General features: G+C 69.2%; 19 protein-coding genes, 1 tRNA gene and 1 pseudogene. 14 read left to right on the top strand and 7 right to left on the bottom strand.

Annotated elements, in window-relative coordinates:
- Positions 1-5: 5 nt before the first annotated feature.
- Both EV371_RS19775 and EV371_RS19770 read right to left on the bottom strand, forming a co-directional pair.
- Positions 6-935 carry a beta-L-arabinofuranosidase domain-containing protein gene (locus tag EV371_RS19775; RefSeq protein WP_165436744.1) on the bottom strand — a complete coding sequence of 310 codons (930 nt, stop codon included), beginning with the start codon at positions 933-935 and terminating at the stop codon, positions 6-8.
- Between the two features lie 151 nt (positions 936-1086).
- Positions 1087-2409, bottom strand: a complete 1323-nt coding sequence (locus EV371_RS19770) for a LacI family DNA-binding transcriptional regulator (protein WP_486484705.1) — start codon at positions 2407-2409, stop codon at positions 1087-1089.
- Positions 2410-2757: 348 nt separating this feature from the next.
- On the opposite strand from EV371_RS19770, the gene EV371_RS19765 reads away from it, so the two are divergent.
- The 7 genes and pseudogenes from EV371_RS19765 (at position 2758) to EV371_RS19740 (ending at position 12598) form a co-directional block, all read left to right on the top strand.
- A complete protein-coding gene (locus tag EV371_RS19765) occupies positions 2758-4425 on the top strand; it encodes an ABC transporter substrate-binding protein (protein WP_130463357.1) in 1668 nt (555 codons plus the stop codon).
- A 70-nt stretch (positions 4426-4495) separates the two neighbouring features.
- Entirely contained in the window at positions 4496-5530 is a 1035-nt protein-coding gene (locus tag EV371_RS19760) for an ABC transporter permease subunit (protein WP_130463356.1), read from the top strand.
- Positions 5527-6462: a carbohydrate ABC transporter permease gene (locus EV371_RS19755; protein WP_486484704.1), complete on the top strand. Its 936-nt coding sequence runs from the start codon at positions 5527-5529 to the stop codon at positions 6460-6462. The genes EV371_RS19760 and EV371_RS19755 overlap by 4 nt, the downstream gene beginning before the upstream one ends.
- A 258-nt stretch (positions 6463-6720) precedes the next feature.
- The gene (locus EV371_RS19750; protein WP_165436743.1) at positions 6721-8811 is read left to right on the top strand and encodes a glycoside hydrolase family 36 protein; all 2091 of its coding nucleotides are present in this window, start codon (positions 6721-6723) and stop codon (positions 8809-8811) included.
- A gap of 407 nt (positions 8812-9218) precedes the next feature.
- A complete protein-coding gene (locus EV371_RS19745) occupies positions 9219-11189 on the top strand; it encodes a right-handed parallel beta-helix repeat-containing protein (protein WP_165436742.1) in 1971 nt (656 codons plus the stop codon).
- Positions 11190-11232: 43 nt separating this feature from the next.
- Complete coding sequence (locus EV371_RS34445) at positions 11233-11358, top strand: hypothetical protein (protein ID WP_486484703.1); 126 nt, start codon at positions 11233-11235, stop codon at positions 11356-11358.
- 111 nt (positions 11359-11469) lie between these two features.
- Positions 11470-12598 (top strand): annotated as a pseudogene (locus EV371_RS19740) (IS3 family transposase).
- Between the two features lie 95 nt (positions 12599-12693).
- Here the strand turns inward: EV371_RS19740 and EV371_RS19735 are convergent.
- On the bottom strand, positions 12694-13959 hold the full coding sequence (locus tag EV371_RS19735) for an IS701 family transposase (RefSeq protein WP_130465816.1): 1266 nt from the start codon (positions 13957-13959) through the stop codon (positions 12694-12696).
- 101 nt (positions 13960-14060) lie between these two features.
- Here EV371_RS19735 and EV371_RS19730 point away from each other — a divergent pair, with 101 nt between their 5' ends.
- Positions 14061-15335: a recombinase family protein gene (locus EV371_RS19730; protein ID WP_207230545.1), complete on the top strand. Its 1275-nt coding sequence runs from the start codon at positions 14061-14063 to the stop codon at positions 15333-15335.
- On the opposite strand, the gene EV371_RS19725 is transcribed toward EV371_RS19730, so the two are convergent.
- A tRNA-Leu gene (locus tag EV371_RS19725) sits at positions 15317-15400 on the bottom strand. The two genes, EV371_RS19730 and EV371_RS19725, sit on opposite strands and share 19 nt — an antisense overlap.
- Before the next feature lie 156 nt (positions 15401-15556).
- Here EV371_RS19725 and EV371_RS19720 point away from each other — a divergent pair.
- The 3 genes from EV371_RS19720 to EV371_RS19710 all read left to right on the top strand — a co-directional run bounded on the left by EV371_RS19720 (position 15557) and on the right by EV371_RS19710 (position 17917).
- Complete coding sequence (locus tag EV371_RS19720) at positions 15557-15961, top strand: RidA family protein (protein ID WP_130463353.1); 405 nt, start codon at positions 15557-15559, stop codon at positions 15959-15961.
- 445 nt (positions 15962-16406) lie between these two features.
- On the top strand, positions 16407-17141 hold the full coding sequence (locus EV371_RS19715) for a PIG-L family deacetylase (protein ID WP_130463352.1): 735 nt from the start codon (positions 16407-16409) through the stop codon (positions 17139-17141).
- On the top strand, positions 17138-17917 hold the full coding sequence (locus EV371_RS19710; RefSeq protein WP_130463351.1) for a 4-carboxy-4-hydroxy-2-oxoadipate aldolase/oxaloacetate decarboxylase: 780 nt from the start codon (positions 17138-17140) through the stop codon (positions 17915-17917). Before EV371_RS19715 ends, EV371_RS19710 begins: the two co-directional genes overlap by 4 nt.
- Positions 17918-18247: 330 nt before the next feature.
- Here the strand turns inward: EV371_RS19710 and EV371_RS19705 are convergent, their stop codons facing one another.
- From EV371_RS19705 to EV371_RS19695, 3 genes are all read right to left on the bottom strand, one after another.
- Complete coding sequence (locus EV371_RS19705; protein ID WP_130463350.1) at positions 18248-19597, bottom strand: glycoside hydrolase family 6 protein; 1350 nt, start codon at positions 19595-19597, stop codon at positions 18248-18250.
- Between the two features lie 101 nt (positions 19598-19698).
- Positions 19699-20454: a methyltransferase domain-containing protein gene (locus tag EV371_RS19700; protein ID WP_130463349.1), complete on the bottom strand. Its 756-nt coding sequence runs from the start codon at positions 20452-20454 to the stop codon at positions 19699-19701.
- A 49-nt stretch (positions 20455-20503) separates the two neighbouring features.
- Positions 20504-22279 carry a DEAD/DEAH box helicase gene (locus tag EV371_RS19695; protein ID WP_130463348.1) on the bottom strand — a complete coding sequence of 592 codons (1776 nt, stop codon included), beginning with the start codon at positions 22277-22279 and terminating at the stop codon, positions 20504-20506.
- A gap of 147 nt (positions 22280-22426) precedes the next feature.
- On the opposite strand from EV371_RS19695, the gene EV371_RS19690 reads away from it, so the two are divergent.
- The 3 genes from EV371_RS19690 to EV371_RS19680 all read left to right on the top strand — a co-directional run bounded on the left by EV371_RS19690 (position 22427) and on the right by EV371_RS19680 (position 25355).
- Positions 22427-23245 (top strand): SDR family oxidoreductase, encoded by an 819-nt coding sequence (locus EV371_RS19690; RefSeq protein ID WP_486484702.1) that lies wholly within the window; start codon positions 22427-22429, stop codon positions 23243-23245.
- A 95-nt stretch (positions 23246-23340) separates the two neighbouring features.
- A complete protein-coding gene (locus tag EV371_RS19685) occupies positions 23341-24156 on the top strand; it encodes a metalloregulator ArsR/SmtB family transcription factor (protein WP_130463347.1) in 816 nt (271 codons plus the stop codon).
- A 338-nt stretch (positions 24157-24494) separates the two neighbouring features.
- Positions 24495-25355, top strand: coding sequence for a pentapeptide repeat-containing protein (locus tag EV371_RS19680; RefSeq protein ID WP_349340380.1), 861 nt, complete (start codon positions 24495-24497; stop codon positions 25353-25355).
- The last annotated feature ends 36 nt before the right edge of the window (positions 25356-25391 follow it).

The following is a 25391-nucleotide window of genomic DNA, read 5'->3' as shown; positions in this document are numbered from 1 at the left end:
GCCCATCACGGTGGAGCGCGGCGACCATCCGGGGATGCGCACGGACAGCTCGGCGCCGGGGACGACGTCGCCCTCGACGCGGATCTCGACCTGCCCGTCGGCGGGGTAGCCCGTGACCATCCGGACCGTGCCCGTCCCGAGCTCGGCGGGCAGGTCGATCTCCGCATCCGCGAGCTGGTGGAGCCAGAGCGCCATCGGTGACGGTGGCGACGTAGGCGCTCAGCTGAGCGACGGTGCGGGCGATGTTCGACGGCGTGTCCGACTGCGGCCGTCGACTCGCGCACCGGGCGGTGGTCCTGGAAGTAGTGCGCTCCGAGCGAGCCGGCGGGCAGCAGGCCGTGGCCGCGCAGGTCGATCATTCTGGATGCGAGGTCCAAGCACCTGCGCTTCCCCGTCAGCCGGTACAGCTCCACCAGGGCCGTCTCGATCTCGGGGTGTCCGCAGATCCCGTCCTCGCCCCCGGGACCGAACCGCTCGACGAGCAGGTCGGCGAGACGGCGGGCGACGTCGAGCAGGTCGGTGCGTCCGTCGGCGCGCGCCAGTGCGACGGCCGCCTGGATGAGGTGCCCGGCGACGTACATCTCGTGCGTCCACTCGAGCGCCGCGAACTTCTTCTCCGGTGCGACGCCCTGGATCCACGTGTCCACGTACCCGGAGGGCTCTTGCACGCGCGCCACCAGGGCGATGACGTCGTCGAGCCATGAGTCGAACGCGCGCGTGCGGGTGCGGGCGATCTCCCACGCGACGGCCTCGATCACCTTGTAGAGGTCGGAGTCCGCGAACACGAGGCCGCGGAACTCCGCGTCCGACTCCCCGAGGAGCCGGCGGAAGTTGTCGAGGACACCGGAGACCTCCAGCTGCTCGATGCAGTGCGGGATGGTGGCCTCGCCGTTCCGCTGCTGCCAGGCCGCCAGCGGACCACCGACAAGACGCACGGACGGGATCGGCAGCGGCCGGTGCCGCGTCTCGGTGATCGGGGATGCGGGGACGGCGCGCAAGGCGGAAGTGCGCGCAGGGTTGCTCACAGCATGGTTTCCTTCGACCGATTCGGGCTAGAGCGGCGCGCGGCGTTCCGCGCGCGAGGCCCTACGCGCCACCGCGGGTTGAGCCACGCACCACGAGACGGACGGGCGCGACGACGTGTCCGGCCGGGCCGGTCCAGCCCGCCATCTGCCGGTGCAGCAGACCCACCGCTGTCTCGGCGACACCTTCATGGTTCGCGTCGACGGAGGTGAGGCCGGGCGGAACGAAGCTCGCCATCTCGAGGTTGTCGAACCCGGCGAGCTGGACATCGACGGGCACACGAAGCCTGCTCTCTGCCAGGGCCGCGACGGCGCCGAGCGCGATGACGTCGGTGGCGGCGAAGACGCCGTCGAAGGGCAGACCGGACGCGATGACGTCGAGAAGGGCATCGCGTGCGGCCGCCGGCGAGTAGGGGGAGATGGGCACCACATAGCGTGCGTCGACGTCGAGGCCGGCATCGCGAAGTGCGCGCTCCCAGCCAATGCGGCGGTCCGACGTCATCATGTGCGCGGTGTCGAACGTGCAGCCCAGCGCAAGGATGCGCCGCGAGCCGTGCTCGATCATGTGCGCCGTCGCGAGGCGGGCGCCCTCTTCGTTCGCCAGCCGGACGTGGTTGAAGCGGTCGGGCACGTCACGCTCGCCGAGCAGCACGATCGGCTTGGAGGTGCGCACGCGGTCCAGCTGGTCGCGGTCGAGGCCGGCGACGGACAGCAGGACGCCGTCGTAGAGCTGGAGTCGCGCGACGCTCAGTGCCGCCATCTCATGCTCCGGGCTGCCGCTCGTCCGCTCAAGGACGAGGTGCCGCCCCTCGGCCTCGATCAGCGGCGCGATCTTGTCGGCGACCTCACCGAAGTAGTCGTGGAAGCTGGGCACGATGAAGGCGACGGTGTCGGTCCGTCCCGCGCGCAGGTGTCGCGCGGTCAGGTTGACCTCGTACCCCAGAGCCTCGACGGCGGCCATGACACGGGCACGCGTCGGCTCGCCGACCGGGAGGCGCTCGTTGAGGACGTTCGACACGGTCATGACCGAGACGCCCGCCTCACGGGCGACGTCCGCCATCCTCACCATGTGCATCCTCCTTTCCGCGACGTTCTGCCAGCCCAGCAACCTCTGACGAGACGCTCGCCGCCCGGCCACACTGCGGGGCGCCGCCATATTATCGATCAAATCCGGCTTGGCAAATGCGTCCAATGAGCCGGATAGGGCGAACTTGTGGTGACCCAGTGACCGGGTCCCGGCACCATCCCACGCCTGCGGCGCCACCACGGTCACTGTCTCACCGGCCTGCAGCGACACTCTGCGCCTGATGCGCTCCTGCCCGTCTCCGGGCACATCGATGGTCACCTCACGCGTCGCCGAGGCGTGGAGCACCAGGCTCGACAGCACCCCGTCCCGCCACTCGTGATCGACGGCGCCACCGCCCCGGCGGCCGTGAACGGCGGCGCCCAGGCACCGTTACCGAGCAGGTAGCAGTCGGCAAACCCGTCGGCGGGGGCGTCGTTCTGGAGGGTGTGGCGCTCGCGGCTCTTGCGTGTGCACCGAGACGTCGTCGTCTCGGTGCGTGCGCGAGGTCTTGACGGCGCTCGATCCCATCTCTACTTTATCGCTAAAATCGCGACAGGATGAGGACGCGAGGCCCGCTCTCGCGTCCACAGGGCACAGCTTCCGGTCGACATCGCCCGGACAGGTTTCTCAGAGGGAGAGACATCCGGACAGTTCTCAATAAGGAGATACATGAAGCGTGACCTCAGACTCGGCGTCCTGCGCCGGACCGGGCGGTCGCTCACCGTGGCCGCCACGACCACGGCACTCATCACCCTGGCTGCCTGCTCGCCGGACAGCGCGGACAAGGGCGACTCGGCCCTCACGGACTCCGCAGCCATGACGAACTACGCGGCAGACACGACGTTCAAGGCGTCGGCGCCGGTGAAGTTCTCGATGCTCTGGACCGACTGGCCGGAGAACCCGGTCAAGCCCTCGTGGCAGGTCTTCGACGAGATCAAGAAGCGCACCAACGTCTCGCTGGACCTGACGAACATCCCGTTCAGCGACGCGACGGAGAAGCGCAACCTGCTGGTCAGCGCGGGCGACGCGCCGCAGATCATCCCGCTGACCTACACCGGGGACGAGCAGCAGTTCGCGGCCACCAACTCCATCCTGCCGATGAGCGACTACGTGAAGTACATGCCCAACTTCCAGAAGTACGTGAAGGAGTGGGACCTCCAGCAAATGATCGACAACCTCCGCCAGGCGGACGGGAAGTACTACATGGTCCCCGGCCTGCAGGAGGTCTCCGTCCCGACCTTCACGCTCGTCATCCGCAAGGACATCTTCGAGCAGGTGGGCGCGAGCGTGCCGCAGACCTGGGACGAACTGCGCAACGCCCTGGTGAAGATCAAGGCGAGGTACCCCGACTCCAAGCCGCTCGCAGACGGCTTCGAGGGTCAGTCGATGCTCAACTACGCCGCCCACGCGTTCGGCACCGTCGCCGGTTGGGGCTTCGGCAACGGCACCCAGTTCGACGAGGCGAGCGGCAAGTTCATCTACGCCGCCACGTCGCCCGGCTACAAGGCCATGGTCGAGTACTTCCACAGCCTGGCCGCTGACGGTCTGCTCGACACCGAGTCGTTCACGGCTTCGAACGACGGTTCCGGCACCGTGACCGAGAAGTTCGCCCAGGGCAAGGTCTTCGCCGCGTCCGGCTCCAACGGCACAGTGAACGATTTCTCCACCGCGCTCGATGCGGCCGGCCAGAAGGGCAAGTACCAGGTCGTCGAGATCGCCCCGCCGGGCGGTCCCGCTGGCCAGGTCGTCGAGCCGCGCAACTTCTGGAACGGCTTTATGCTCACAGCCGAGGCCAAGGACGACCCGCACTTCCTCTCGATGCTGCAGTTCCTGGACTGGCTGTACTACAGCCCCGAGTCCCGTGACCTGTTGCGCTGGGGCGTGGAGGGCCAGACCTACACGAAGTCGGGCGACAAGTACACGCTCAAGCCCGAGTACTCGCTGAAGTCCTTCAACATCAACCCTGGCGCCAAGACCGACATCGGGACGGACCTCGGCTACTCCAACGACGTCCTGTCCGGCTCGACCGAGTCCCGTGCGCTCAAGGTGAGCTACAACCCGCCCGCATACGTCGACTACATCAACTCCGTCCTGTCGACCCGCAAGCCGCGTGCCCCCTTCCCACCCGCTCCGCTCAACGCTGACGAGCTCGAGCAGGCCTCGCTGCTCGCGACGCCCCTCAAGGACACGGTAGAAACCAACACACTGAAGCTCATCCTCGGCGAGCGCCCCTTGAGTCAGTGGGACGACTACGTCAACGAGCTCAAGGGCAAGAACCTCCAGGGCTACCTGGACCTGATCAACGGCGCCTACGAGCGGTTCAAGAAGAACGGCTGAGGCCTCGACCTCGTCGGTCCGGCGGGGCGCCACCCGGCGCCCCGCCGGACCTCCTCTTGAGGGGTAGGACATGGAAATCAGAGACGAGGGCGCCGACGGCGTGCTGGTCGCCGACAAGACAGCGAGCCCTCCACGAGCTCGGACGGCACCGGCCCGATCCACGAGCTCACGCTTCCGGCGCCGTCGAGGCACGCCCGCAAAAAAGGTGCCGTGGCGCGTGGCACTGCGACGAGACGGCGTGCTCTACCTGATGGCCGTGTTGCCGGTCGTGTTCCTGCTGGTGTTTCGGTACGCGCCGATGCTAGGCAACGTCATCGCGTTCCGGCGCTTCCGTCCCGGCGGGAGCATCTTCGGCGAGACCTGGGTCGGGCTGCGCTATGTGAAGATGTTCATCAACGATCCGACGTTCTGGGACGTCTTCTGGAACACAGCCATCCTCGGTGGCCTGACACTGGTTGTCACGTTCCCGCTGCCGATCGTGCTGGCACTCATGCTCAACGAGGTGCGGGTCAGAAAGTTCAAGAAGGTCGTCCAGTCGATCTCGTACCTACCGCACTTCCTGTCGGTCGTGATCGTGGCGGGCATGCTCATGCAGTTGTTGTCGTTGCAGGGCACCGTCAACCAGATCGTCCAGGCGCTGGGCGGCGACCCGATCTCCTTCCTGGCCCGCGCGGAGTGGTTCCGCACCATCTATGTCGGGTCCGAGGTCTGGCAGACGGTGGGCTGGGGCACGATCCTCTACCTGGCCGCTTTGACCACTGTGGACCCTGCGCTGTACGAGGCTGCGCGCATCGACGGCGCCAACCTGTGGCGGCAGACGTGGCACGTCACCCTCCCCGGCATCCGCCCCACCATGATCACGCTGCTGATCCTCAACATCGGGTCGTTCCTCAACGTCGGCTTCGAGAAGGTCCTGCTGCTGTACACGCCGCTGACCTACTCCACGGCCGACGTCATCTCGACCTACCTGTACCGGGTCGGCCTGCAGTCCAACAACCTCAGCTATGCGGCGGCGATCGGCCTCTTTCAGGCCTGCATCGGCCTGGTCATGGTTCTGTCCGCGAACCTCATCTCGCGCCGAATGGTGGGAGCAAGCCTGTGGTGACGACGACGAACAACCTGCTGACGACAAAGCCGGCGGGTGCCGGGAAGCTGGTCGGTCCGCGTGACTCGCGTGGGTACAAGGCGTTCACCGTCCTGAACATTATCGCCCTGGTTGTGATCTGCGTGGTGACGCTCTACCCGTTCATCACGCTGGTCGCGCAGTCGTTCTCCAGCCCTGGTGCCATCAAGGCAGGCCTGGTCAACGCAATCCCCGTCGGCTTCAATGTCCGCACATACCAGGCGGTGATGCAGGACAGTCGCTTCTGGACCAGTTATGGCAACACCGTGCTCTACACCGTCGTGGGGACCGCTATCGCGATGGTGCTCACCACAACCTTCGCCTACGTGATCTCCAAGCGGCATCTGCGCGGGCGCAACGCCCTCATCGGCCTCGCCGTGTTCACCTTGTTCTTCAACGGCGGCATCATCCCGAACTACGTCCTGATCTCCTCGCTCGGGATGAAGAACACGATCTGGGCGGTCGCGCTGCCCGGAGCGCTCTCCGTCTTCAACCTTCTGGTCATGAAGTCGTTCTTCGAGAACCTCCCCCACGAGCTTGAGGAAGCCGCCCAGATCGACGGGCTCGGTTCGTTCGGCATCTTCATCCGGATCGTGTTGCCGCTGTCGAAGGCCATCTTGGCGACAATGATCCTGTTCTACGCGGTCGGCTACTGGAATGACTGGTTCACCGCATTCCTCTACCTCGACAAGAACGACCTCTTCCCGCTGTCGCTCTTCCTGCGCAACCTCATCGCGGGCGCGTCGACCACCACCGCCGAGAGCGCCGCTGCCGCCGGCACGACCTCTGCCGCCATCTCCCCCAACATCCAGGCCGTGGCGATGATCCTGGCGATCATCCCGATTCTGTTCATCTACCCGTTCGTGCAGCGGCACTTCGTGTCGGGCGTGATGCTCGGCTCCGTCAAGGGGTAACCGTAGGCGCGGACAGCCGTGCGGCAGTCCGTCGTTGGCCTTCGTGCGACGCAAGGCTCGGCTCGGCGATGGCGGCATTGACTGGACGGGACCCGGGCCCATCGGGAGGTAATGGGTCCGGGTCCCGACAGTCCTGCCCGACGGCCCAACTGGCAGCGAAGACGCTGCGCACATCTGCCGGTCTCAACCCAGCGATGGCGTGCTCAATCGCGGCCACCGCCGGGTGCTACTTCGACACGGTCGTGGAAAGGACTAGCTGTGAAGCTCCTGAAGGACTACGTCCTCGGCGACACGATCGCCCGCTACATGCAGCCTGTTCCGGGCGGGCCGGTGGGAATGATGCTCTTCCCGGCCGCAATGGCGGGCCAGATCGCCGAGAAGTCGTCTGCCATCGACTCGCTCGTGCAGATCAAGACCGTCGGTGACACATACCAGGGCGGTTCGGCCGGTCGTTCGTTGCGGAACGGAGGCACTGTCGCCACGCTCACCGTCGAGTCGCAGCGCGAGGAGACGACCGACGCAGGTGTCACGGTCGTGACCCTCCTGCGCACGCACCAAGGGTGCCTCGTCGAACACCATCTGCGGTGGCAATCGGGCGAGGCCGCGCTGGACTCATCTGCTGTCCTTCGCAACGAGGGACCGGAGACGGTGACGCTAGAGCTTCTCTCGTCGTTCTCGCTCACTGGTCTGACACCCTTCGCCGAGGGCGACGCCCCCGGCGGTCTGATCCTGCACAGGCTGCGCAGCGCCTGGTCGGGCGAGGGGCGTCTGGTGTCTGACCACGTCGAGGACCTGAGCCTGGAGCCAGCCTGGGCCAGCTGGGATCGGTGTCTGCGCTTCGGTCAGGTCGGATCCTGGCCGGTGCACGGGTTCTTCCCGACTGCGTTCGTCGAGGACAGCCGTGCTGGCGTCTGCTGGGGCGTGCAGATTGCCCACCCGGCCTCGTGGCAGATCGAGCTGGGCCGGACGGACGCCGCCCTCAACCTGTCGGGCGGGCTAGCGGACCGTGAGCTGGGCCACTGGACGAAGAGCGTGGCTCCCGGGGAGGAGTTCCGTACCCCCGTCGCGTACCTGACGGTCACGCAGGGTGGAGTGGACGACGCCGCCCACCGGTTGACGGCTCGCCACCAGCTCTTCCTGGATGTGCCCGCGGTCGAAGAGGCTCTGCCTGTCATCTTCAACGAATACTGCACCACCTGGGGTTCGCCGTCGCCGCAGAACCTCAGAGCGATCGTCGACCGGCTTGCGGGCAAAGGGATCCGATATCTCGTCATCGACAGCGGCTGGTACAAGGCCGAGGGCAGTGAATGGTTCAACGGTCACGGCGACTGGGAACTGGACCGCCGAACGTTCCCCGACGGGCTGACCGAGGCGCTTGATCACATGCGGTCCGCCGGGATGATCCCCGGCATCTGGTTCGAGTTCGAGACGGTCGGCTCCCGGGCCACGTCATTCACGCTCACCGACCACCTGCTCAAGCGCGACGGCGTCCCCGTCACAGTAGGCGACCGGCGCTTCTGGGACTTCCGTGACCCGTTCGTGATCGGGTACCTCAAAGAGCGGATGATCGACTTCCTCAAGGCCAACGGCTTCGGCTATCTCAAAGTCGACTACAACAACAGCATCGGAATCGGGTGCGACGGAGCAGAGTCCCTCGGTGAGGGGTTGCGACAGCAGATGGCCGCAGTCCAGGGCTTCTTCCGGATGATCCGCGAGCAGATGCCCGAGCTCGTGATTGAGAACTGCGCGTCCGGCGGCCACCGGCTGGAGCCCTCGATGCTGGCCCTCACAAGCATGTCGTCCTTCTCGGACGCCCACGAGTGCGCGGAGATCCCCATCATCGCCGCCAACGTGCAACGCGCGCTGCTCCCGCGGCAGAGCCAGATCTGGGCAGTGCTGCGCACGCAGGACTCCCCACAGCGGCTTGCGTACTCGCTCACCGCGACCATGCTCGGCCGGATGTGCCTATCGGGCGAGATCCACGAACTGAGTGACGAGCAGTGGGCTGTGGTCTCCCGGGCAATCTCCTTCTACAGGTCGTCGGTCCCGGTGATCAAGAACGGTGTCAGTCACCGGTTCGGACCGAAGGTGAGGAGCTATCGGCACCCCGAAGGGTGGCAGGCAGTCCGGCGACTGTCCAACGACGGCGCCCAGATCCTGGTCGTCGCCCACCGGTTCGGAGCCGCTGAGCGAAGTCCGATCGAGGTTCCTTTGCCACCGGGGAGGTACGAGGTCAGCGACATCTACTCTCACCGCGAGATCGTGGTCAAGGTGACCGAGGAACTAGTAGCCGTGGAGCTGGATGAGCCGTTCTCTGCCGCGGCATTGGTGCTCACGCAGATCAAGTGAGATATGCCGGGAATCCGGTCCGCGCCGGGTGCCGTACGCTTGGCCGCGCAACTTCGGAGTCGGGTGCCGCGGCCCTCAGGTGGACTCCAAATGAAGAACGAGTGGTGCACTGGGTGGGGTGTGACGGCAGTTTCTGGTCGTCAGGCGCTCTGCGAGCACTTCCGAGTGAGCCGTACTTTTCTCACGGATCCCAGAAGGTCGTTGGCGTCATTGGACTCGCCATCGTCTCGCAAGGTAATCGCGCTCAGGCGCAGACGTCTAGGTATCGATAGAAACTCTAGAAATGGAAATCATCAATGGTCAGCAGCGCTCTTACTTTCCCCGTCCCTGAGGCTGAGGTTCCCGGCGTGGAGCTGCACGTCGCGAAGTCTGGTTCCGACACCGCAGACGGAACCGCGGAGGCCCCCTTGCTCACGATCGGTGCTGCCGCGGCGCTGGCTCAGCCGGGGGACACCGTCGTCGTGCACGAAGGCGTGTACCGCGAGTGGGTGAACCCGCCGCGCGGCGGTACGGCTGCTGCGCCGATCACCTACCAGGCTGCGCTGGGCGCGGACGGCCTGTTCGAGACGGTGACGATCTCGGGTGCTGAGGTGATCGCCGACTGGCATCCGCACACGGGCTCGGCGGGCCGGGTCTGGGTGGCGACCGTGCCGAACGCCCTGTTCGGGTCGCGCAACCCGTACCTCGAGCGCATCGGTGGGGACTGGTTCTTCGACCAGGTCAACACCTGGCACACGGGCGAGGTGTATCTCGACGGCAAGTCGTTGTACGAGTCGCTGACCATGGCCGGCGTCGAGCACCCCGAGGTCACCGTGGACTCGTTCGACCAGGCGGGCTCGCTGCTGACCTGGTACTCCGAGGTGGGCGACGACGTCACCACGATCTGGGCGAACTTCGGGGGCGCCGACCCGGCGGAGCACCAGATCGAGATCAACGCGCGCACGTTCGTCTTCTGGCCCGCCGCCACAGGCATCGACCACATTACGGTGCGCGGCTTCACCCTGACGAAGGCCGCCACGCAGTGGGCCCCGCCCACGGCGCTGCAGGAGGGCCTGATCGGCCCGCACTGGTCGAAGGGCTGGGTGATCGAGGACAACACGATCACCGACTCGAAGAACGTCGGCGTCTCGCTGGGCAAAGAGGCCAGCACCGGGCAGAACGAGGCGGCCGCAGGGCCAAAGGGCGCCAAGGGCGGCACACAGCGCGAGCGCGAGGTGATCCAGCGGGCGCTCGCCCTGCGCGGGCCCGCCGCGGGCGAGCCGCACCCGTGGAACCGGGACCACGTCGGCTCCCACACGGTGCGCCGCAACACGATCCGGGACTGCGAGCAGGCCGGCATCGTCGGGCACCTGGGGGCGGCGTTCTCGACCATCAGCGACAACCACATCTCTCGCATCCACGTGAAGCGACAGTGGCACGGCGCCGAGGTGGCCGGCATCAAGCTGCATGCCGCGATCGACACTGTGATCAGCGGAAACACCATCCATCACACGCACCGAGCCCTGTGGCTCGACTGGCAGGCCCAGGGCACCTTGGTGCGGCGCAACGTCTTCTACGCATCCACCGCCGAAGACTTCATGGCCGAGGTCTGCCACGGCCCGTACCTCGTGGACTCGAACCTCTTCCTGTCCCCGTGGGCGGTCAAGGACATGTCCACCGGCGGCGCCTACGTGCACAACTACATCGTGGGTCGCATCGCGAACTGCACCGAGCACCAGCGGTACACCCCGTACCACCTGCCGCACTCCACGGCCGTCTACGGAGTCTCGAACATCCTCGGTGGAGACAACCGCTTCTACAACAACGTCTTCGTCGGCGACCGCGCGCGCGCCGAGCACACCGAACCGCAGTCGGAGCCGACGCTCGCGAGCTTCTGGTCCGGCGCGATCGACATGGACGGCGTGCCCGGGCAGGCCACCTTCGTGCCGACTCCGGTGGGCACCTCGCAGTACGACGCCTACCCTACGGCGAAGGAGTACCCGAACGAGGACGGCAGCGCGCTGGCCGGGCCGCGCCTCCCGGTCTGGGTCGAGGGCAACCTCTACGCGGAGGGCGCCGAGCCGTTCCGCGCGGAACCCACGGCCATCATCACAGGCGCATCACCCGTGCGAGTCGAGGTGCTCGACACCGCAGCCGGCACCCTTCGCGTCGAGGTGACCCACCCGGGCGGCACCCACGTGGTCGCCCCGGTGACCACCGAGCGCCTCGGGACCAGCTACCAAGCCGAGATGGGCTACACCAACCCCGACGGGTCTGACCTGGACCTGAGCGCCGACCTCTGTGGGATCCTCCGAGGTGAGGTTGTGCCCGGCCCGTTCGCCGCATCGGCGCCCGTCACCCGGATACTTTCCGCGCCAGAACCGGCGGGCCGGCGCTAGGTCCGGCCACGGAGTGCCTCAGCGCTGGCGGAACGATACCGCCGTGAGCCGCGCAGCGCGTCGCCCAGTGCTGTTCCTCGACGTCGACGGCACCGTGCTACCCACGGGTGGCGCCTCCCTCCCGGAAACCATCGAGGGCTGGTACGCCACCTGGCGGCCACACCAGTGACTTGGACGCCGCGCACCACTTCCGTGGCGCGCCACCGATTCGAGGGTCTGCTGCACCGATAGGTGACATCTGAGATGGCTTGCCCTGGTGGCGGGCTGGCAGGATGTAGCCGTGCCAAAGCCCTACCCCCGTGAGTTCCGCGACGATGTTGTGCGGGTGGCTCGTGACCGTGAGCCTGGTGTGACGGTCGAGCAGATCGCGAAGGACTTCGGGGTGCACCCGATGACGTTGTTCAAGTGGCTGCGCCAGGCTGACGTCGACGCCGGTGACAGGCCGGGTGTCAGTAGCGGCGAATCGACCGAGCTGCGGGAGGCTCGTAAGCGGATCCGGTTGTTGGAGCAGGAGAACGAGGTCCTGCGCAGGGCTGCGGCGTATCTGTCGCAGGCGAACCTGCCGGGAAAAGGCTCTACCCGCTCGTGAGCGAGCTGGCCGCTGACGGGATCCCCGTGGCGGTGACGTGCCGGGTGTTGAAGATCGCTCGTCAGCCCTACTACCGGTGGCTCGCCCGGCCTGTCGGCGATGCCGAACTGGTTGCCGCCTACCGAGCGAACGCTCTGGTGGACGCGCACCGCGATGACCCGGAGTTCGGGTATCGGTTCCTGGCCGACGAGGCCCGCACAGCCGGGCAGGCGATGGCTGACCGGACGGCGTGGAAGATCTGCTCAGGTAACGGGTGGTGGAGCGCGTTCGGCAAGCGCAAGCGGAGCGGCAAGGACCGCAAGGTCGGTCCGCCGGTGCACGACGACCTGGGGAACGTGACTTCACCACGACCGGCCCGAACCGGTTGTGGCTGGCCGACATCACCGAACACCGCACCGGCGAGGGAAAGGTCTATCTGTGTGCGATCAAGGACGTGTGGTCGAACCGGATCGTCGGCTACTCGATCGACTCGCGGATGAAGTCCCGCCTCGCGGTCACGGCGCTGGACAACGCGGCCGCCCGGCGCGGTGACCTGGCCGGTTGCATCCTGCACACCGACCGCGGGTCGCAATTTCGATCAAGGAAGTTCGTCCGGGCCCTCGACCGGCACCAGATGCTCGGATCGATGGGCCGGGTCGGGTCCGCTGGCGACAATGCCGCCATGGAGTCCTTCTTCGGGCTGCTACAGAACAACGTCCTGGACCGACGGACCTGGCACACCCGGCAGCAGTTGCGGATCGCGATCGTGACCTGGATCGAACGGACCTACCACCGCCGACGCAGGCAACACTCGCTGTCCCGGTTGACCCCTATCGAGTAGGAGACCATCATGACCCCACCGGCCAGTCAGGCCGCGTGACTGGAACTGTCACCTATCGGTGCAGCAGACCCTAGTACGGCAGCCGCCCTTCGTGATCAGAGCTGAAGTTCGAGGTTGAGGCGGCGTGTGTAGTGGCATCGTCGGGCTCGGGCTTGATGCCGGCGTCGCCACTGTGACCAGCGCAGACGATGGGCGAGTTGGGTGATCGGGCGGATGATGCCGGCGTTGATCAGTCGTCGAACCTCGTTGACCGTCAGCTTGATCAACCCAGTGCTGGCCGGATCGTCTTTGGCGGCGTCAGCGGCGCAGATCACCAAGACGGCGAGGGCGGCCAGGGCCAGGGTGGTGAACCGGTGCCAGGAGTCCCAGCGGCGGACCTGGTGCTGGTCCAGACCGATCTGGCCCTTCGCGGCCTGGAAGCTCTCCTCAACGGTCCATCGGATGCCCGCGACGCGGACGAGTTGGGCGAGGGCGGCCCGGCGCGGAGTCCAGCAGCGGTAGAAGGCCAGCTCACCGGTAGTGGTGTTGCGGCGGATCAGCAAGCTGTGGTGGCCGTCATTGTCGGGGTCGGCGTCGGTGGTGACATCGTCGAGCCAGGCCCAGTCGTAGTAGCGGGGGCCTTTCGAGCCGACGCCGGCCGATCGGCGCTGCCAGGCCGAGTCGGGCAGGTCGTCGGCGATGCGGTCGGCGCGAACTCTGGTCTTGCCGCCGTCGAGTGGGACCAGGTGGCTGCGGGACACCGCGAGGACGTAGCCGAGGCGGTGTTCGCGCAGGTGAGCGCGGAACGCGCCGCTATTGCCGTAAGCCTCGTCCGCGGCGGCCCAGCCCGCCGGCACGCCGGCGTCGATCGCGGCGGTGATCATGTCGGCGGCCAGCTCCGACTTGGTAGCGAATTCGATCTCGTCAGGCACGCCAGCAGCTGCGCACCGCTGACGGTCCTCGGTCCACGACGCCGGTAGATACACCCGACGGTCGATCAGCGTGTGCCCGCCCGAGCCGGCGTAGCCCAGGAACACCCCGACCTGGCTGTTCTCGATCCGCCCGGCGGTGCCCGTGTACTGCCGCTGCACCCCGACCGTGTGGGTGCCCTTCTTCAGGTCGCCGGTCTCGTCGACCACCAGGACTGCCTCCGGGGCACCGAACCGGTCGGTGATCAGCTGCCGCAGGTCGTCGCGGACAGCGTCGGCGTCCCACACCGCCCGGTACAGCAGCCGCTGCATCGCGTCCGGCCGGGCGTGACCGGCCCGCTCCGCCAACTGCCAACACGTCTTGATTTCAAGATCAGCCAGCAACCCGGTCACGAACTCCGCCGCTGCACGACGCGGCTCCACCCGCCCGAACCGGCCCGCGAAGCACCCCAGCACGCCGGCCAGCACCCGCTCCCACCGGACGACGGCTACGCTGTGGCACGCGGCCACCGCAAGATCTGATGTTGTGTCCACAACACACAGACGATCACGCGGTGGCCGTCTCGCGTCCACCCCACCCGAGCAGCAAGATCCCAAACGGCGGCTGCCGTACTAGGTTCCTCGGTGGGCGCCCGCCCTACGGGTACCGCCTCGCCGACGCCGGACCGCACCCGAACCCGGGCAAGGCTGCCGACGGCCGCCGCCTGCACAAGCTGGAACCCGATCCTGCCACCGCGCCCGTTGTCCGGCGGATCTTCGCCATGTACCTCGCGAACAACGGCTACTTCGCCATTGCCGAGGCGCTTACCCGCGACGGCGTCCCTTCCCCGTCAGCCGCCGATCCCGCCCGCAACCCGCACCGCACCGGTGAAGGCTGGGCCAAGAGCGCGGTCAAGAACATCCTGTCCAACCCCCGTTACACCGGTCGCCAGGTGTGGAACAAGCAGCGTAAGGACGAGGTACTCGTTGACGTCAATGACGTGGCCCTCGGCTACGAAACCCGGATGCGCTGGAACGACAAGGACTCCTGGGTGTGGTCCGAGACGATCGCGCATCCACCGCTTGTCACCGTCAACGACTTTGAGCTTGTTCAGACGATCATGGCGGCCAGCGGCCGAGGCCGCACCGGTACCCAGCAACGAAGGACGCGCCGCCACTACGTCCTTCGCGGACTCATGCTCTGCGGACTGTGCGGACGCAAGATGCAGAGCCACCAGGCACATGAGGCCGCTTACTACCGGTGCCGGTACCCCAACGAGTACGCCCTCGCCAACCACGTCCAGCACCCCCGCAACGTCTATGTCGCGGAACGAGACATCGTCCCCGCCCTCGACAACTGGCTCCTTAAAGCGTTCGCCCCGCACCGGCTGACCGATACGATCCGCCGGCTCCACGCCGCCCAACCCGAGGCTGGACCCGGGACCGTCGTCGCGCCGGAGATCGCCGCCGTGAACAAGATCATCGCTGCGTGCGACGCCAAACTCGTCCAGTACCGCGCCATCGCGGACGCCGGAGGCGATCCCGCCACCATCGCCGCCTGGATGGCCGAGGTCAACGCCCAACGCGCCGCAGCCCTCGCCCGACGCGACAAAGCAGCACGAGAACCGGCTCCCCGTCGCCTCGCCGAGGACCACATCCGACGCCTCGTCGGCAGCTTCGACGACATCCGCAACACCCTGCGAGACGCCGACAGTAAGGACAAGAGCAACGTCTACCGCGAGCTACGGCTCGCCCTCACCTACGACCCCGGCCAAAACAAAATCAGCGTCGAGGCTAAGCCCGACGCTGATTACTGTGGGGTAACTGTACGTGTCCGAGGGGGGACTTGAACCCCCACGCCCTATACGGGCACTAGCACCTCAAGCTAGCGCGTCTGCCATTCCGCCACCCGGACCTGCATTACGGCACCGGACGACGGTTGGGGCGAGGAACTCGCACACCGACCGCTCGTGGTGCCGCACGGGGGACAACTGTACACGGCGCCGGTGGATCGCGCACGGCGGCATACCCCTGGCCACCGGGGACGCGCCGCCCCTGCAGAATCGGTGCCATGACGATCTCGCGTAGCAACCCGGAGAGCCTGCATGTTACTCCTGGTTACCATCACGTCACGGTCGTTTCTGCCGGGCGTACCGCGTATCTGGCGGGGCAGTGTCCGTTGGATGCCGCAGGTGTGCTGGTCGGTCCCGGCGACTTCGGCGCGCAGGTTGATCAGATCGTCGCCAACACCCTGGTCGCACTCGGCTCGGTGGGGACCGGGCCGGAGCAGGTGGTCCGTACGGTGATCTATGTTGTCACGGCGGATCGGGAGGTGTTGGCCGAGGTGTGGCGACGCTTCCAGGCGTCGCCGCTTGCCTCGGCGTTCACCACCGCCAGCACGCTGCTCGGGGTGGCCCAGCTCGGCTATCCCGGTCAGTTGGTCGAACTCGACGTCACTGCCGCCCTGCCGGGCTGACCCCCCGCCGGGCCGCCTGCCCGGGCGGCCGTCTGGCCGGCTGTGGTCGGCGTCGACGCGTCGGGGTACCGGCGTACCGGCGTACCGCGCACGACGTTAGCGCGGCCGACGTTAGCGCGGCACCCCTTCGGTCGCCGCGATCTTCGTATTGTCGGGTCCGAGGCTTGCGGAGAGGCATCCCGCCGTCGCGTAGCCGGCGCCACAGCTTGCGGTAGGCATTCCGGTGCCTGTCCGGCACCGCCGTCCCGGTGGCGACTCGGGCCGCTCTGTCAGGCTCAACGCGCCCAGCAGCGGCAGTGCCCGACCGTCCGGCGGCCAGGATTGTTGACAATCTTGTTGGCAATGATGAGGCACACATCTATGATCGGTCTGCCTCCGACAAGCGTTGCGGCTTCCGCTCGGGGACGTAGGGCGTACTCGCGGAACTGCTCGGAAAGGATTGTCGATGACAGCGTCTCCGATCGGGCCGGGCCCGATCCTCGTGGTGAGTGCACACGCCGCCGATTTCGTCTGGCGTGCGGGTGGCGCCATCGCGCTCAGCGCATCCCGGGGCCAGCAGGTGCACGTGCTGTGCCTCACCTTCGGCGAGAAGGGCGAATCGCAGGGACTGTGGAAGCAGCCCGGGATGACCCTCGAACGGGTCAAGGAGGCGAGACGCGACGAGGCGGGCCGGGCGGCCAAGGTGCTCGGCGCCGGAATCGAGTTCCTCGACGCCGGGGACTACCCGCTGAGGGCCACGGACGATCTCTACGACAGCGTCGTCTCGATCATTCGTCGGGTCAACCCGGCGGTGATCCTCACCCACTCGGCCAAGGATCCGTACAACCTGGACCATGCGCTGACCCACGAGATCGTGCTCCGGGCCAGGATGGTGGCCCAGGCGGCCGGGCACGACCGGGACACCCGACCGATCGGCGCCCCGAACGTGTTGCAGTTCGAGCCGCACCAGCCCGAGCAGTGCGGGTTCCTACCGAACCTGCTGCTGGACATCAGCCCGGTCTTCGACCGCAAGGTCGAGGCGATGCGGATCATGGGCGCCCAGGGGCACCTGGTCGCGTACTACACGGATCTCGGCGTACGGCGCGGGGTGCAGGCGGTCCGCAACGGCGGCGACCGGTCGATCACCCACGCCGAGGCGTACCAGCGGGTCTTTCCGGTGGTCGGGAGTGAGTTGCTGTGACCGGGCACGTCATCGTCCGGAGCGACGCCGCGCCGCCGGCCGACGCCGTCGCCCAACTCGCCGGGCAGGGCGTGTCGACGGTGCACGAGGCCCAGGGGCGCAGCGGACTGCTCGGGCACCTGCTCCGGCCGATCTACCCGGGCGCCCGGATCGCTGGCCGTGCGGTCACCGTCTCGGCCCAGCCGGGCGACAACCTCATGATCCACGCGGCGGTCGAGCAGACCCGGCCCGGCGACGTACTCGTGGTCGCCTTCACCTCGCCCAGCACGGACGGTGCCTTCGGTGAACTGCTGGCCACCTCCCTGCGGGCCCGGGGTGTCGTCGGCCTTGTCATCGACGCGGGCTGCCGCGACGTGGCCGCGCTGACCAAGCTGGGCTTTCCGGTGTGGTCCCGGGCGGTCTCCGCGCAGGGCACCGTGAAGGCGAGTCCGGGTTCGGTGAACGTCCCGATCGTGCTCGGCGGCGGCTACGTGCGCCCCGGCGATGTGATCGTGGCCGACGACGACGGGGTCGTCGTGGTGCCGCGCGAACGGGCCCGAGAGGTCGCCGCGGCCGGGGCCGCGCGTGAGGCCAAGGAGGAGGAGAAGCGCCGGCAGCTCGCCGACGGCGTGCTGGGACTGGACATGTACAACCTCCGTCCGCTGCTGGACCGGCTGGGCGTCCGGTACGTCGACGCCACCGACCAGGGCGGCACGCCGACCACCACTGCGGCCGATCCGGCCGTGACCGCTGCCGACCCTGGCACGACCGCCGCCCCATCCACCGGCGCGTCCTGACCGGTAGCGGTCCGTACGCACCGACCGGCCGTAGGCCGGGGCGAGCGCCGATCCCGGCCTACGATGCGGCCGGGATCGGCGCGCTGTCGCAGCGAGACCACCAGTTCCTGCGGACGGTGGTCGGAGACATCGTTCGTCGACCCGCCGATGTGGCCGTTCGTCGACCCGCCGACGTGGTAGGAGTGCACCCGGACCGGGGCCGGGAGGAAGGTCCAGTCCAGGCGCCACCAGCGCGGCCGGCCGGAGTTGTCCGACCAGGATGCCGGACAACGCGCCGGGGAGACGTAGCTGGCGTCCCGGAGGCTGTCGGGCAGCTCGGTCGGGTGGTGGTCACAGCGGTGGCCACGCGTTCTGGATCAGCTGCCGGAAGTGCGCGGGGAACCACTCGCCGACCGGTGGGGCGTTCCGCATCGCGCCGCTGGTCACCGAGGGGAACAGGTGCGGACGGTACGTGGGGTCGCACATCGGCTCGTACGGCCGGTTCGCCCCGAGTACGTCGCTGGTTCCGTCCGACTCGCCGGGCGGCTTGATCCAGGCGTACGCGTCGATGCCGACCCCCGGCGCCGCCACCGGCCGGACGCCGAGTCCGGCGCCGACCTGGTTGCACCAGTTGCCGAGATAGCCGCGCCGGTCGGTCCGGCCCGCCTCGACGTACTCCTCCACGCTGGTCGACGGTCCGGGGCCGACGGGCCGGTCCGGGCCGCCCCACCCGTTGCGCGAGGTGTCGACCAGCATGCCGACCCGCGCGGAGAACCCGGCGGAGACCAGCAGCTGGCGCAGTTGTCGGGCGTACGGCAGTTCGTCGACGTAGGCATTGCCGGCGATCCAGGCGGTGTCCCGTACCGGCTCGCCGTTCACGACGTCGTCGGCGTCGAGGTAGGGCTCGCGCAGCACCGAGTAGTTGGCGACGTTGACGGTGAAGCCGTGCACGGCCGAGGGGGTGCTGCCGGCGGTGGTGGCCGCCTGGTACAGCAGCGCGGCCGCCCTGGCCCCGTCGGGCGACCAGCCGAGTCGGCCGTGGTGGCCGGCGTCCAGGTAGGCGTAGACGTTGGGCACCGTGGCCAGCCTGGACAGCGCGTAGCCGATGCCGGCGAGGTAGCTGCCGTCGGCCATGGCCTGGTCGCAGCCGGCGGTCGCGGCAGGGCGGGGCCAGGTGTGGGTGACCAGGTTGGGCAGCGAGTTCGGCTCCACGACGGTGACGATCCGCAGGCCCGCGTAGCTCGGATCGGCGAGGACCGCGACGATCGGGTCGACGAACTCGGTCCGGTACCGGTCGAGTTCGCCGACGGCCAGCTCGCCGTAGCTGACCCGGCGGTCGCAGTCCCGCCCGGGCAGGTTGTAGAGGGTCAGCTGCACCAGGTCGGCGCCCTGGGCCAGGGCCGCGGCCAGGTGGGCGCGCAGCCCCATCCGTCCGGGGGTGCCCTCGATGGCGGCGATCCGGTCCAGCCACACCGCGGTCGGCTGGTCGGCGACGGCCGCCCCGCCCGGTTCGGCGCTGGCCCGTGCCGACCACTCCGGGTTGACGTATGCCGTCGCGTCGACGTACGGGTTGTCCACCCGTCCGGTCTCGGTGGCGCGGGCGGGGGAGGCGGCGGCTCCGGCGAGCAGGGCCAGGGTGGCCAGCACGGTCAGGGCCCGACGGGATCCCGCCGAGGAGGATACGGACAGCGGCAGTGTCATGGTCGCGCTCACCCCGCGAGTTCCGGCCGTCCGGAAGACAGCAGATCGATAGTCGTGAATCGATAGTACGCTGTGGACCGGTCGACGGCGCGCCGGACGGGTCAGCCGGGGGTGCGGCCGACGGCGTACCGGAAAGCGTTGTCGAGGCGGTAGCCGCCGCCCGGCTGCCGGAACGGCCGGGCTGCGTCGCACACCGTCGACGCGGTCGCGGCCAGCGTCTGCGGATCCTCGCCGAGCAGGACGCCACGCACCAGCGCGTCGTCGTCGGCCGCGTACCAGGGGACCGGCACCAGCCCCGCCACCACCACGTCGAGCCCACCGTCGGCGAGCAGCCGTTCGAGACCCCCCGGCTCCCGGAGTTCGCCGTCGGGCAGTGGCTCCTCCCCGGAGGCGTCCGCGACGGCCCGCTCGATCGTGTCCAGGTCGTTGTGCCGCCCCTCCGCCCAGTTCGCGATCGCGACCAGTCCACCGGGCTGGGCGACCCGGACGAACTCGGCGAGCGCGTCCAGGGTGTCGGCGGCGAACTGCACGGCATTGACCGCGGCCACCAGGTCGAACGTGTGGTCCGGCCAGGGTAGCCGCTCGGCGTCGCCGATCCGGAGGTCGGCGGCGGGCACCCGGGACCGGGCCAGCGCCACCATGCCGGGCGCCGGGTCGACCCCGGCGGTCTGCGCGCCGAGCCGGTCGAGATAACCGAGCAGGTCGCCACCGCCGCAGCCGACGTCGAGCACCCGGGAACCGGGCCCGATCCCACCCGCCGCCACCAAGACCCGCCAGACCGGCTCGGCGAAGCCGCCCCACAGGTCGGTCCAGCCGGCCGCGACCGCCGACCAGCGGTCCGGATCCGCCCCGTCCACCCGCCCCTCCTCCGATGCCGGCCCGCCCGGGCCACTCCGCCGTTCGGGTTCAGCTGTCGCGCTGATCGCGGCCGACCTCGCGGTCCCGGCGTACCGTCGCCTTACGCCCCTTGATGGTGCTCTGCCGAAGCCGGGTGATCACCTCGTTCGCCGCGGACCTCGGCACCTCCACCAGGGAGAACCGGTCGGTGATCTCGATCGAGCCGATCTCCCGGCCGCTGACCGCGGTCTCGCCGGTGATCGCCCCGACCAGGTCCTGCGGGCGAATGCCGGCCCGCCGGCCGACCCCGATGAACAGGCAGGCCATGTCGCCGGGGCGGGGCCGCCCGCCGCGCCGGTCGTCCCGGCCGCCGTCCCGGCTGCCGTATCGGCCGCCGTCGCGACCGCCGTCCCGCCGGGAGCGGCCGTCCCGATCCGCCCGGAACGCGACCTGCGGGATGTCCTCCTCCTCGTCGACCGGGCCGCCGGCCGACTCGTGCGCCAGCTTGACCGCCGCCAGCGCCACCTCCATCACGTCGAACTCGTCGGTGAGGGTCTCGACGATCACCCGGAACGGTGCGAGGTCGTCCTCCAGCAGGCTTTCGTGCAGCGCCGCCCGGGTCATCTCCAACCGTCGGGTCCGCAGGTCGGCCACGGTCGGGATCTTGTCGATCGAAATCCGTTGCCCGGTGGTCCGCTCGATGGTCTTGAGCATCCGGTGCTCCCGGGGCTCGGCCAGGGTGATCGCCACCCCTTGCCGGCCGGCCCGGCCGACCCGCCCGATCCGGTGCACATAGGACTCCGGGGCTGGTGGCACGTCGTAGTTGACCACGTGGGTGAGCTGCTCGATGTCCAGCCCTCGCGCGGCCACGTCGGTCGCCACCAGCAGGTCGGCGGTGCCGGCCCGGAGCCGGCCCATCACCCGGTCCCGCTGCTCCTGCGTCATCCCGCCGTGCAGCGCCTCTGCCCGGTAGCCGCGACCGTTCATGGTCTCGGTGAGCCGGTCGACCTCCTCCCGGCTGCGACAGAAGACGATCGCCGCGGTCGGCGCCTCGACATCGAGTACCCGGCCGAGGGCGGCCGGCTTGTGCGCCCGGGCGACCACGTACGCGGTCTGCCGGACCAGCGGGGCGGTCCCGGTGGGTGCGGGCTGCCGGCCGATCTCGATCCGGGCCGGATCCCGCAGGTACTGCCGGGCCATCCCGTCGATCCGGGCCGGCATGGTGGCGGAGAAGAGCACCGTCTGCCGCTGCTCCGGTACGTGTTGCAGGATCGCCTCGATGTCCTCGGCGAATCCCATGTCGAGCATCTCGTCCGCCTCGTCCAGCACCACCGTGGCGAGGCCGTCCAGTCGCAGGGTGTCCCGGGCGATGTGGTCCAGGGCCCGTCCGGGCGTGGCCACCACCACGTCCACCCCGCCGTCCAGCGCCCGCAGCTGCCGGGCGATCGGCTGGCCCCCGTAGATCGGCAGCACCCGTACGCCGAGGTCCCGGCCGTACCGGTGGATCGCCTCGGAGACCTGCACGGCCAGCTCCCGGGTCGGCACCAGGATCAGCGCCACCGGCGCCTTGGAGCGCTGCCCGTCCGGTAGCCGGTGCAGCAGCGGTAGCGCGAACGCGGCGGTCTTCCCGGTCCCGGTCGCGGCCTGGCCGAGCAGGTCCTGACCGGCCAGCAGGGGTGGGATGGCGGCCCGCTGGATGGCGGTGGGCTCCTCGTAGCCCAGCGTGCCGAGCGCGTCCAGGAGTTCGGTCCGCAGCCCGAGGTCGGCGAAGGTGCCGGATTCGTCGTCGGGGTCGTTCGGGCTCGTGCTGACCGGCGGAGCGGATGGTGCGCTGTCGGAACTCATACCCGCCAGCTTTTCACCACGCCTGACGGGGCCTTTCGGCGACCGGCCGATCCCGGCCCGCCAGCCCCCACCGGCCGGCTTCTCCGGGTCGGCCGCGCGGCTCTCCGGGGCATCCGGTGCCAGCTTTACCGGGATACTGTCTGCCCTGTGGACGCGGATGGCCTCGGACTCGCCCTGCCCGGCGCGGCCGTCGTGGTGACCGGGGCGGGATCCGGCATCGGCGCGGCGCTGGCCACCCGGTTCGCCGCCGAGGGCGCCCGGGTGCTCGTCAACGACCTGGACCCCGACGCGGCCCGAGCGGTCGCGGCCCGGAACGGCGCGGAGGTCTTCCCCGCCGACATGGCCGACCCGGGCGCCGTAGCCGCGCTGGTCCGGTACGCCCGGGACCGGTTCGGGCGGATCGACCTGTTCTGCGCCAACGCCGGGGTGCCGGGCACCGGCGGGCTGGACGCCGCCGACGAGGCCTGGGAGCGCGCCTGGCGGGTCAACACGATGTCCCAGGTGTACGCCGCCCGGGAACTGTTGCCCGACTGGCTGGCGGCCGGGCGGGGCCGGCTCCTCGTCACCGCCTCGGCGGCAGGTCTGCTGACCCTGCTCGACGCCGCTCCGTACTCGGTCTCCAAGCATGCGGCGGTGGCCTTCGCCGAGTGGCTGCGGGTGAGCTACGCCCACCGGGGCGTCGTCGTGCAGGCGCTCTGCCCGCAGGGGGTTCGCACTCCGATGCTGGAGCGGGGCGAGGGTCCGGGCGCCGCCCTGCTCGCCGCCGGGGCGGTCGATCCGGAACAGGTCGCCGAGCTGGTGGTGGCGGCGCTGGCCGACGACCGGTTCCTGGTGCTGCCGCATCCGGAGGTGGCGACGTACTACGCCCGGCGGGCCGCCGACCCGGATCGCTGGCTACACGGGATGAACCGGGTGCAGCGCGACATCGAACGGTCGGCTACCCAAGGGCAGGGCGCTGCCGATTGACGCCGTGGTGGTGGCGGGCCGGCGAGATTGACAGGCAGCCGAATGGCTGCCTATGTTGATAGGCAACTGGTTGGTTGCATGTTGGAGGTGACGGGGTGGACGAGGTGTTCAAGGCACTCGCCGACGGCAGCCGTCGGCGGCTGCTGGACAGCCTGAACACCCGGGACGGGCAGAGCCTCCGGGAGCTGTGCGTCGGGCTCGCGATGACCCGGCAGTCCGTCAGCAAGCACCTCGCGGTGCTGGAGGCGGCCAACCTCGTCACCACGCTCCGGCGTGGCCGGGAGAAGTTGCACTACCTCAACGCCGAGCCGGTCAACGCCATCGCGGACCGCTGGATCCACCGGTACGACCAGAGGCGGGTGCAGGCACTCGCCGACCTCAAGAGGGCATTGGAGCAGGAACCCATGGGCGAGCGTGAATTCGTTTACACCAGCTACATCAGCACCACCCCGGAACGCCTCTGGCAGGCGCTGACCGATCCGGCCTTCACCAGCCGGTACTGGGGGGTCACCTTCGACACCGACTGGCGGGTCGGCTCGGAGATGGTCTGGGTGCACAACGGCGTACGCATCAGCGGTCCGGAACAGGTCGTGCTGGAGGCCGAGCCGTACCGCCGGCTGTCGTACGCCTGGCACGACTTCAGCCCCGAGTTCGCCGAGGCGTACGAGATGGATCCGGCCGAGGTGGCCAAGCTCGCCGACGAGCCGCGCAGCAGGGTGAGCTTCGAGATCGAGCCCCGGGGCAGGGCGGTGCGGCTGACCGTCGTACACCAGGGTTTCGCACCGGACAGTTCGCTGCTGGACAGCATCGGCGAGGGCTGGTCGGAGCTGCTCTCCAGCCTCAAGACGTTGCTGGAGACCGGCGAGCCGTTGCCGCAGGGCGAGCCCGAACCCGCGCCGACGGCCGGCTGACCTCGCCCGGTGCCACCACCGTGCCAGCACGGTGCCAGCACGGTGCCAGCACGGTGCCGCGACCACCGCCGTCTCCGTCCGGCCCGCCCGGTAGGTACCCTTTACCCAGCTCAACCACCGGGTGGGTCGGCGCGGAGCACGTCGGAGCCCACCGTTCGGCCCGCGCGACCTGGAGATCAACCAACGTGTCCGGCACCTCCGAGCCCGTGGCAAGCCCGACCGGTCCGTCGGCCGGTCCGTCGGCCGGTCCGTCGAGCGGTCCGTCGAGCGGTCCGTCGAGCGGGGCGTCGAGCGGGGCGGCCGGCCCGTCGAGCGGACCGGCCGGGCGGCCGCGAGAGCTGCGTGCCGACTGCGACCGCTGCTTCGGGCTGTGCTGCGTGGTGCCGGCCTTCGCCGCCTCGTCGGACTTCGCCATCGACAAGCCCGCCGGGCGGCCCTGCCCCAACCTCCGCTCCGACCACCGCTGCGGCATCCACCGCGACCTGCGGGAGCGCGGCTTCGTCGGGTGTACGGTCTTCGACTGCTTCGGCGCCGGCCAGCAGGTCGCCCAGGTCACCTACCAGGGGCGGGACTGGCGGACCGACCCGGAGGTCGCGGCGGGGATGGTCGAGGTCTTCCCGGTGGTGCGGCAGCTCCACGAACTGCTCTGGTACCTGACCGAGGCGCTGGCACTGCGTCCGACCGAGCCGCTGCACACCGAACTCGCCACCGTCCGGGCCGCGACCGAACGGCTCGCCGACGGTGATCCGTCCTCGCTGGTCGCCCTGGACGTTCCGGCCCACCGCCGTACCGTCAACGAACTGCTGCTGCGGGCCAGCGAGCAGATCAGGTCCCGGGCCGGACGCAGCGGGCCCGACCGGCGGGGCGCCGAGCTGATCGGTGCCGATCTGCGCCGTGCCGACCTGGTCGGCGCGAACCTACGCGGCGCCTACCTGATCGGGGCCGACCTGCGCGGCGTCGACCTCACCCTGGCCGACCTCACCGGGGCGGACCTGCGCGGCGCCGACCTGCGCGGTGCCGAGCTGACCGGCAGCATCTTCCTCACCCAGGCTCAGGTCGACGCGGCGGCCGGCGACCTCCGGACCGGCCTGCCGCCGGCCCTGCGGCACCCGACGCACTGGCGTCGCCCGGCCGCCCGCTCCCGTCGGCCGGCGGCCCGCAACCGACGCCCGGCTGTCCGCAACCCCCGCCGCTCATGATCAGTTAGCGTCCGGCCGCCCGGAGCGGGCCGGACG

The organism is Plantactinospora sp. CNZ321 (assembly GCF_004217235.1).
The sequence above is the reverse complement of the archived record's forward strand: the minus strand, read 5'-3'. Positions and strand labels throughout refer to the sequence as shown.

Bases quoted from the DNA above. Each gene is read 5' to 3' on its own strand.
- EV371_RS19765 (WP_130463357.1), top strand. From the start codon at position 2,758: ATGAAGCGTGACCTCAGACTCGGCGTCCTGCGCCGGACCGGGCGGTCG.
- EV371_RS19760 (WP_130463356.1), top strand. From the start codon at position 4,496: ATGGAAATCAGAGACGAGGGCGCCGACGGCGTGCTGGTCGCCGACAAG.
- EV371_RS19720 (WP_130463353.1), top strand. From the start codon at position 15,557: ATGACGATCTCGCGTAGCAACCCGGAGAGCCTGCATGTTACTCCTGGT.
- EV371_RS19715 (WP_130463352.1), top strand. From the start codon at position 16,407: ATGACAGCGTCTCCGATCGGGCCGGGCCCGATCCTCGTGGTGAGTGCA.
- EV371_RS19705 (WP_130463350.1), bottom strand. From the start codon at position 19,597: ATGACACTGCCGCTGTCCGTATCCTCCTCGGCGGGATCCCGTCGGGCC.
- EV371_RS19695 (WP_130463348.1), bottom strand. From the start codon at position 22,279: ATGAGTTCCGACAGCGCACCATCCGCTCCGCCGGTCAGCACGAGCCCG.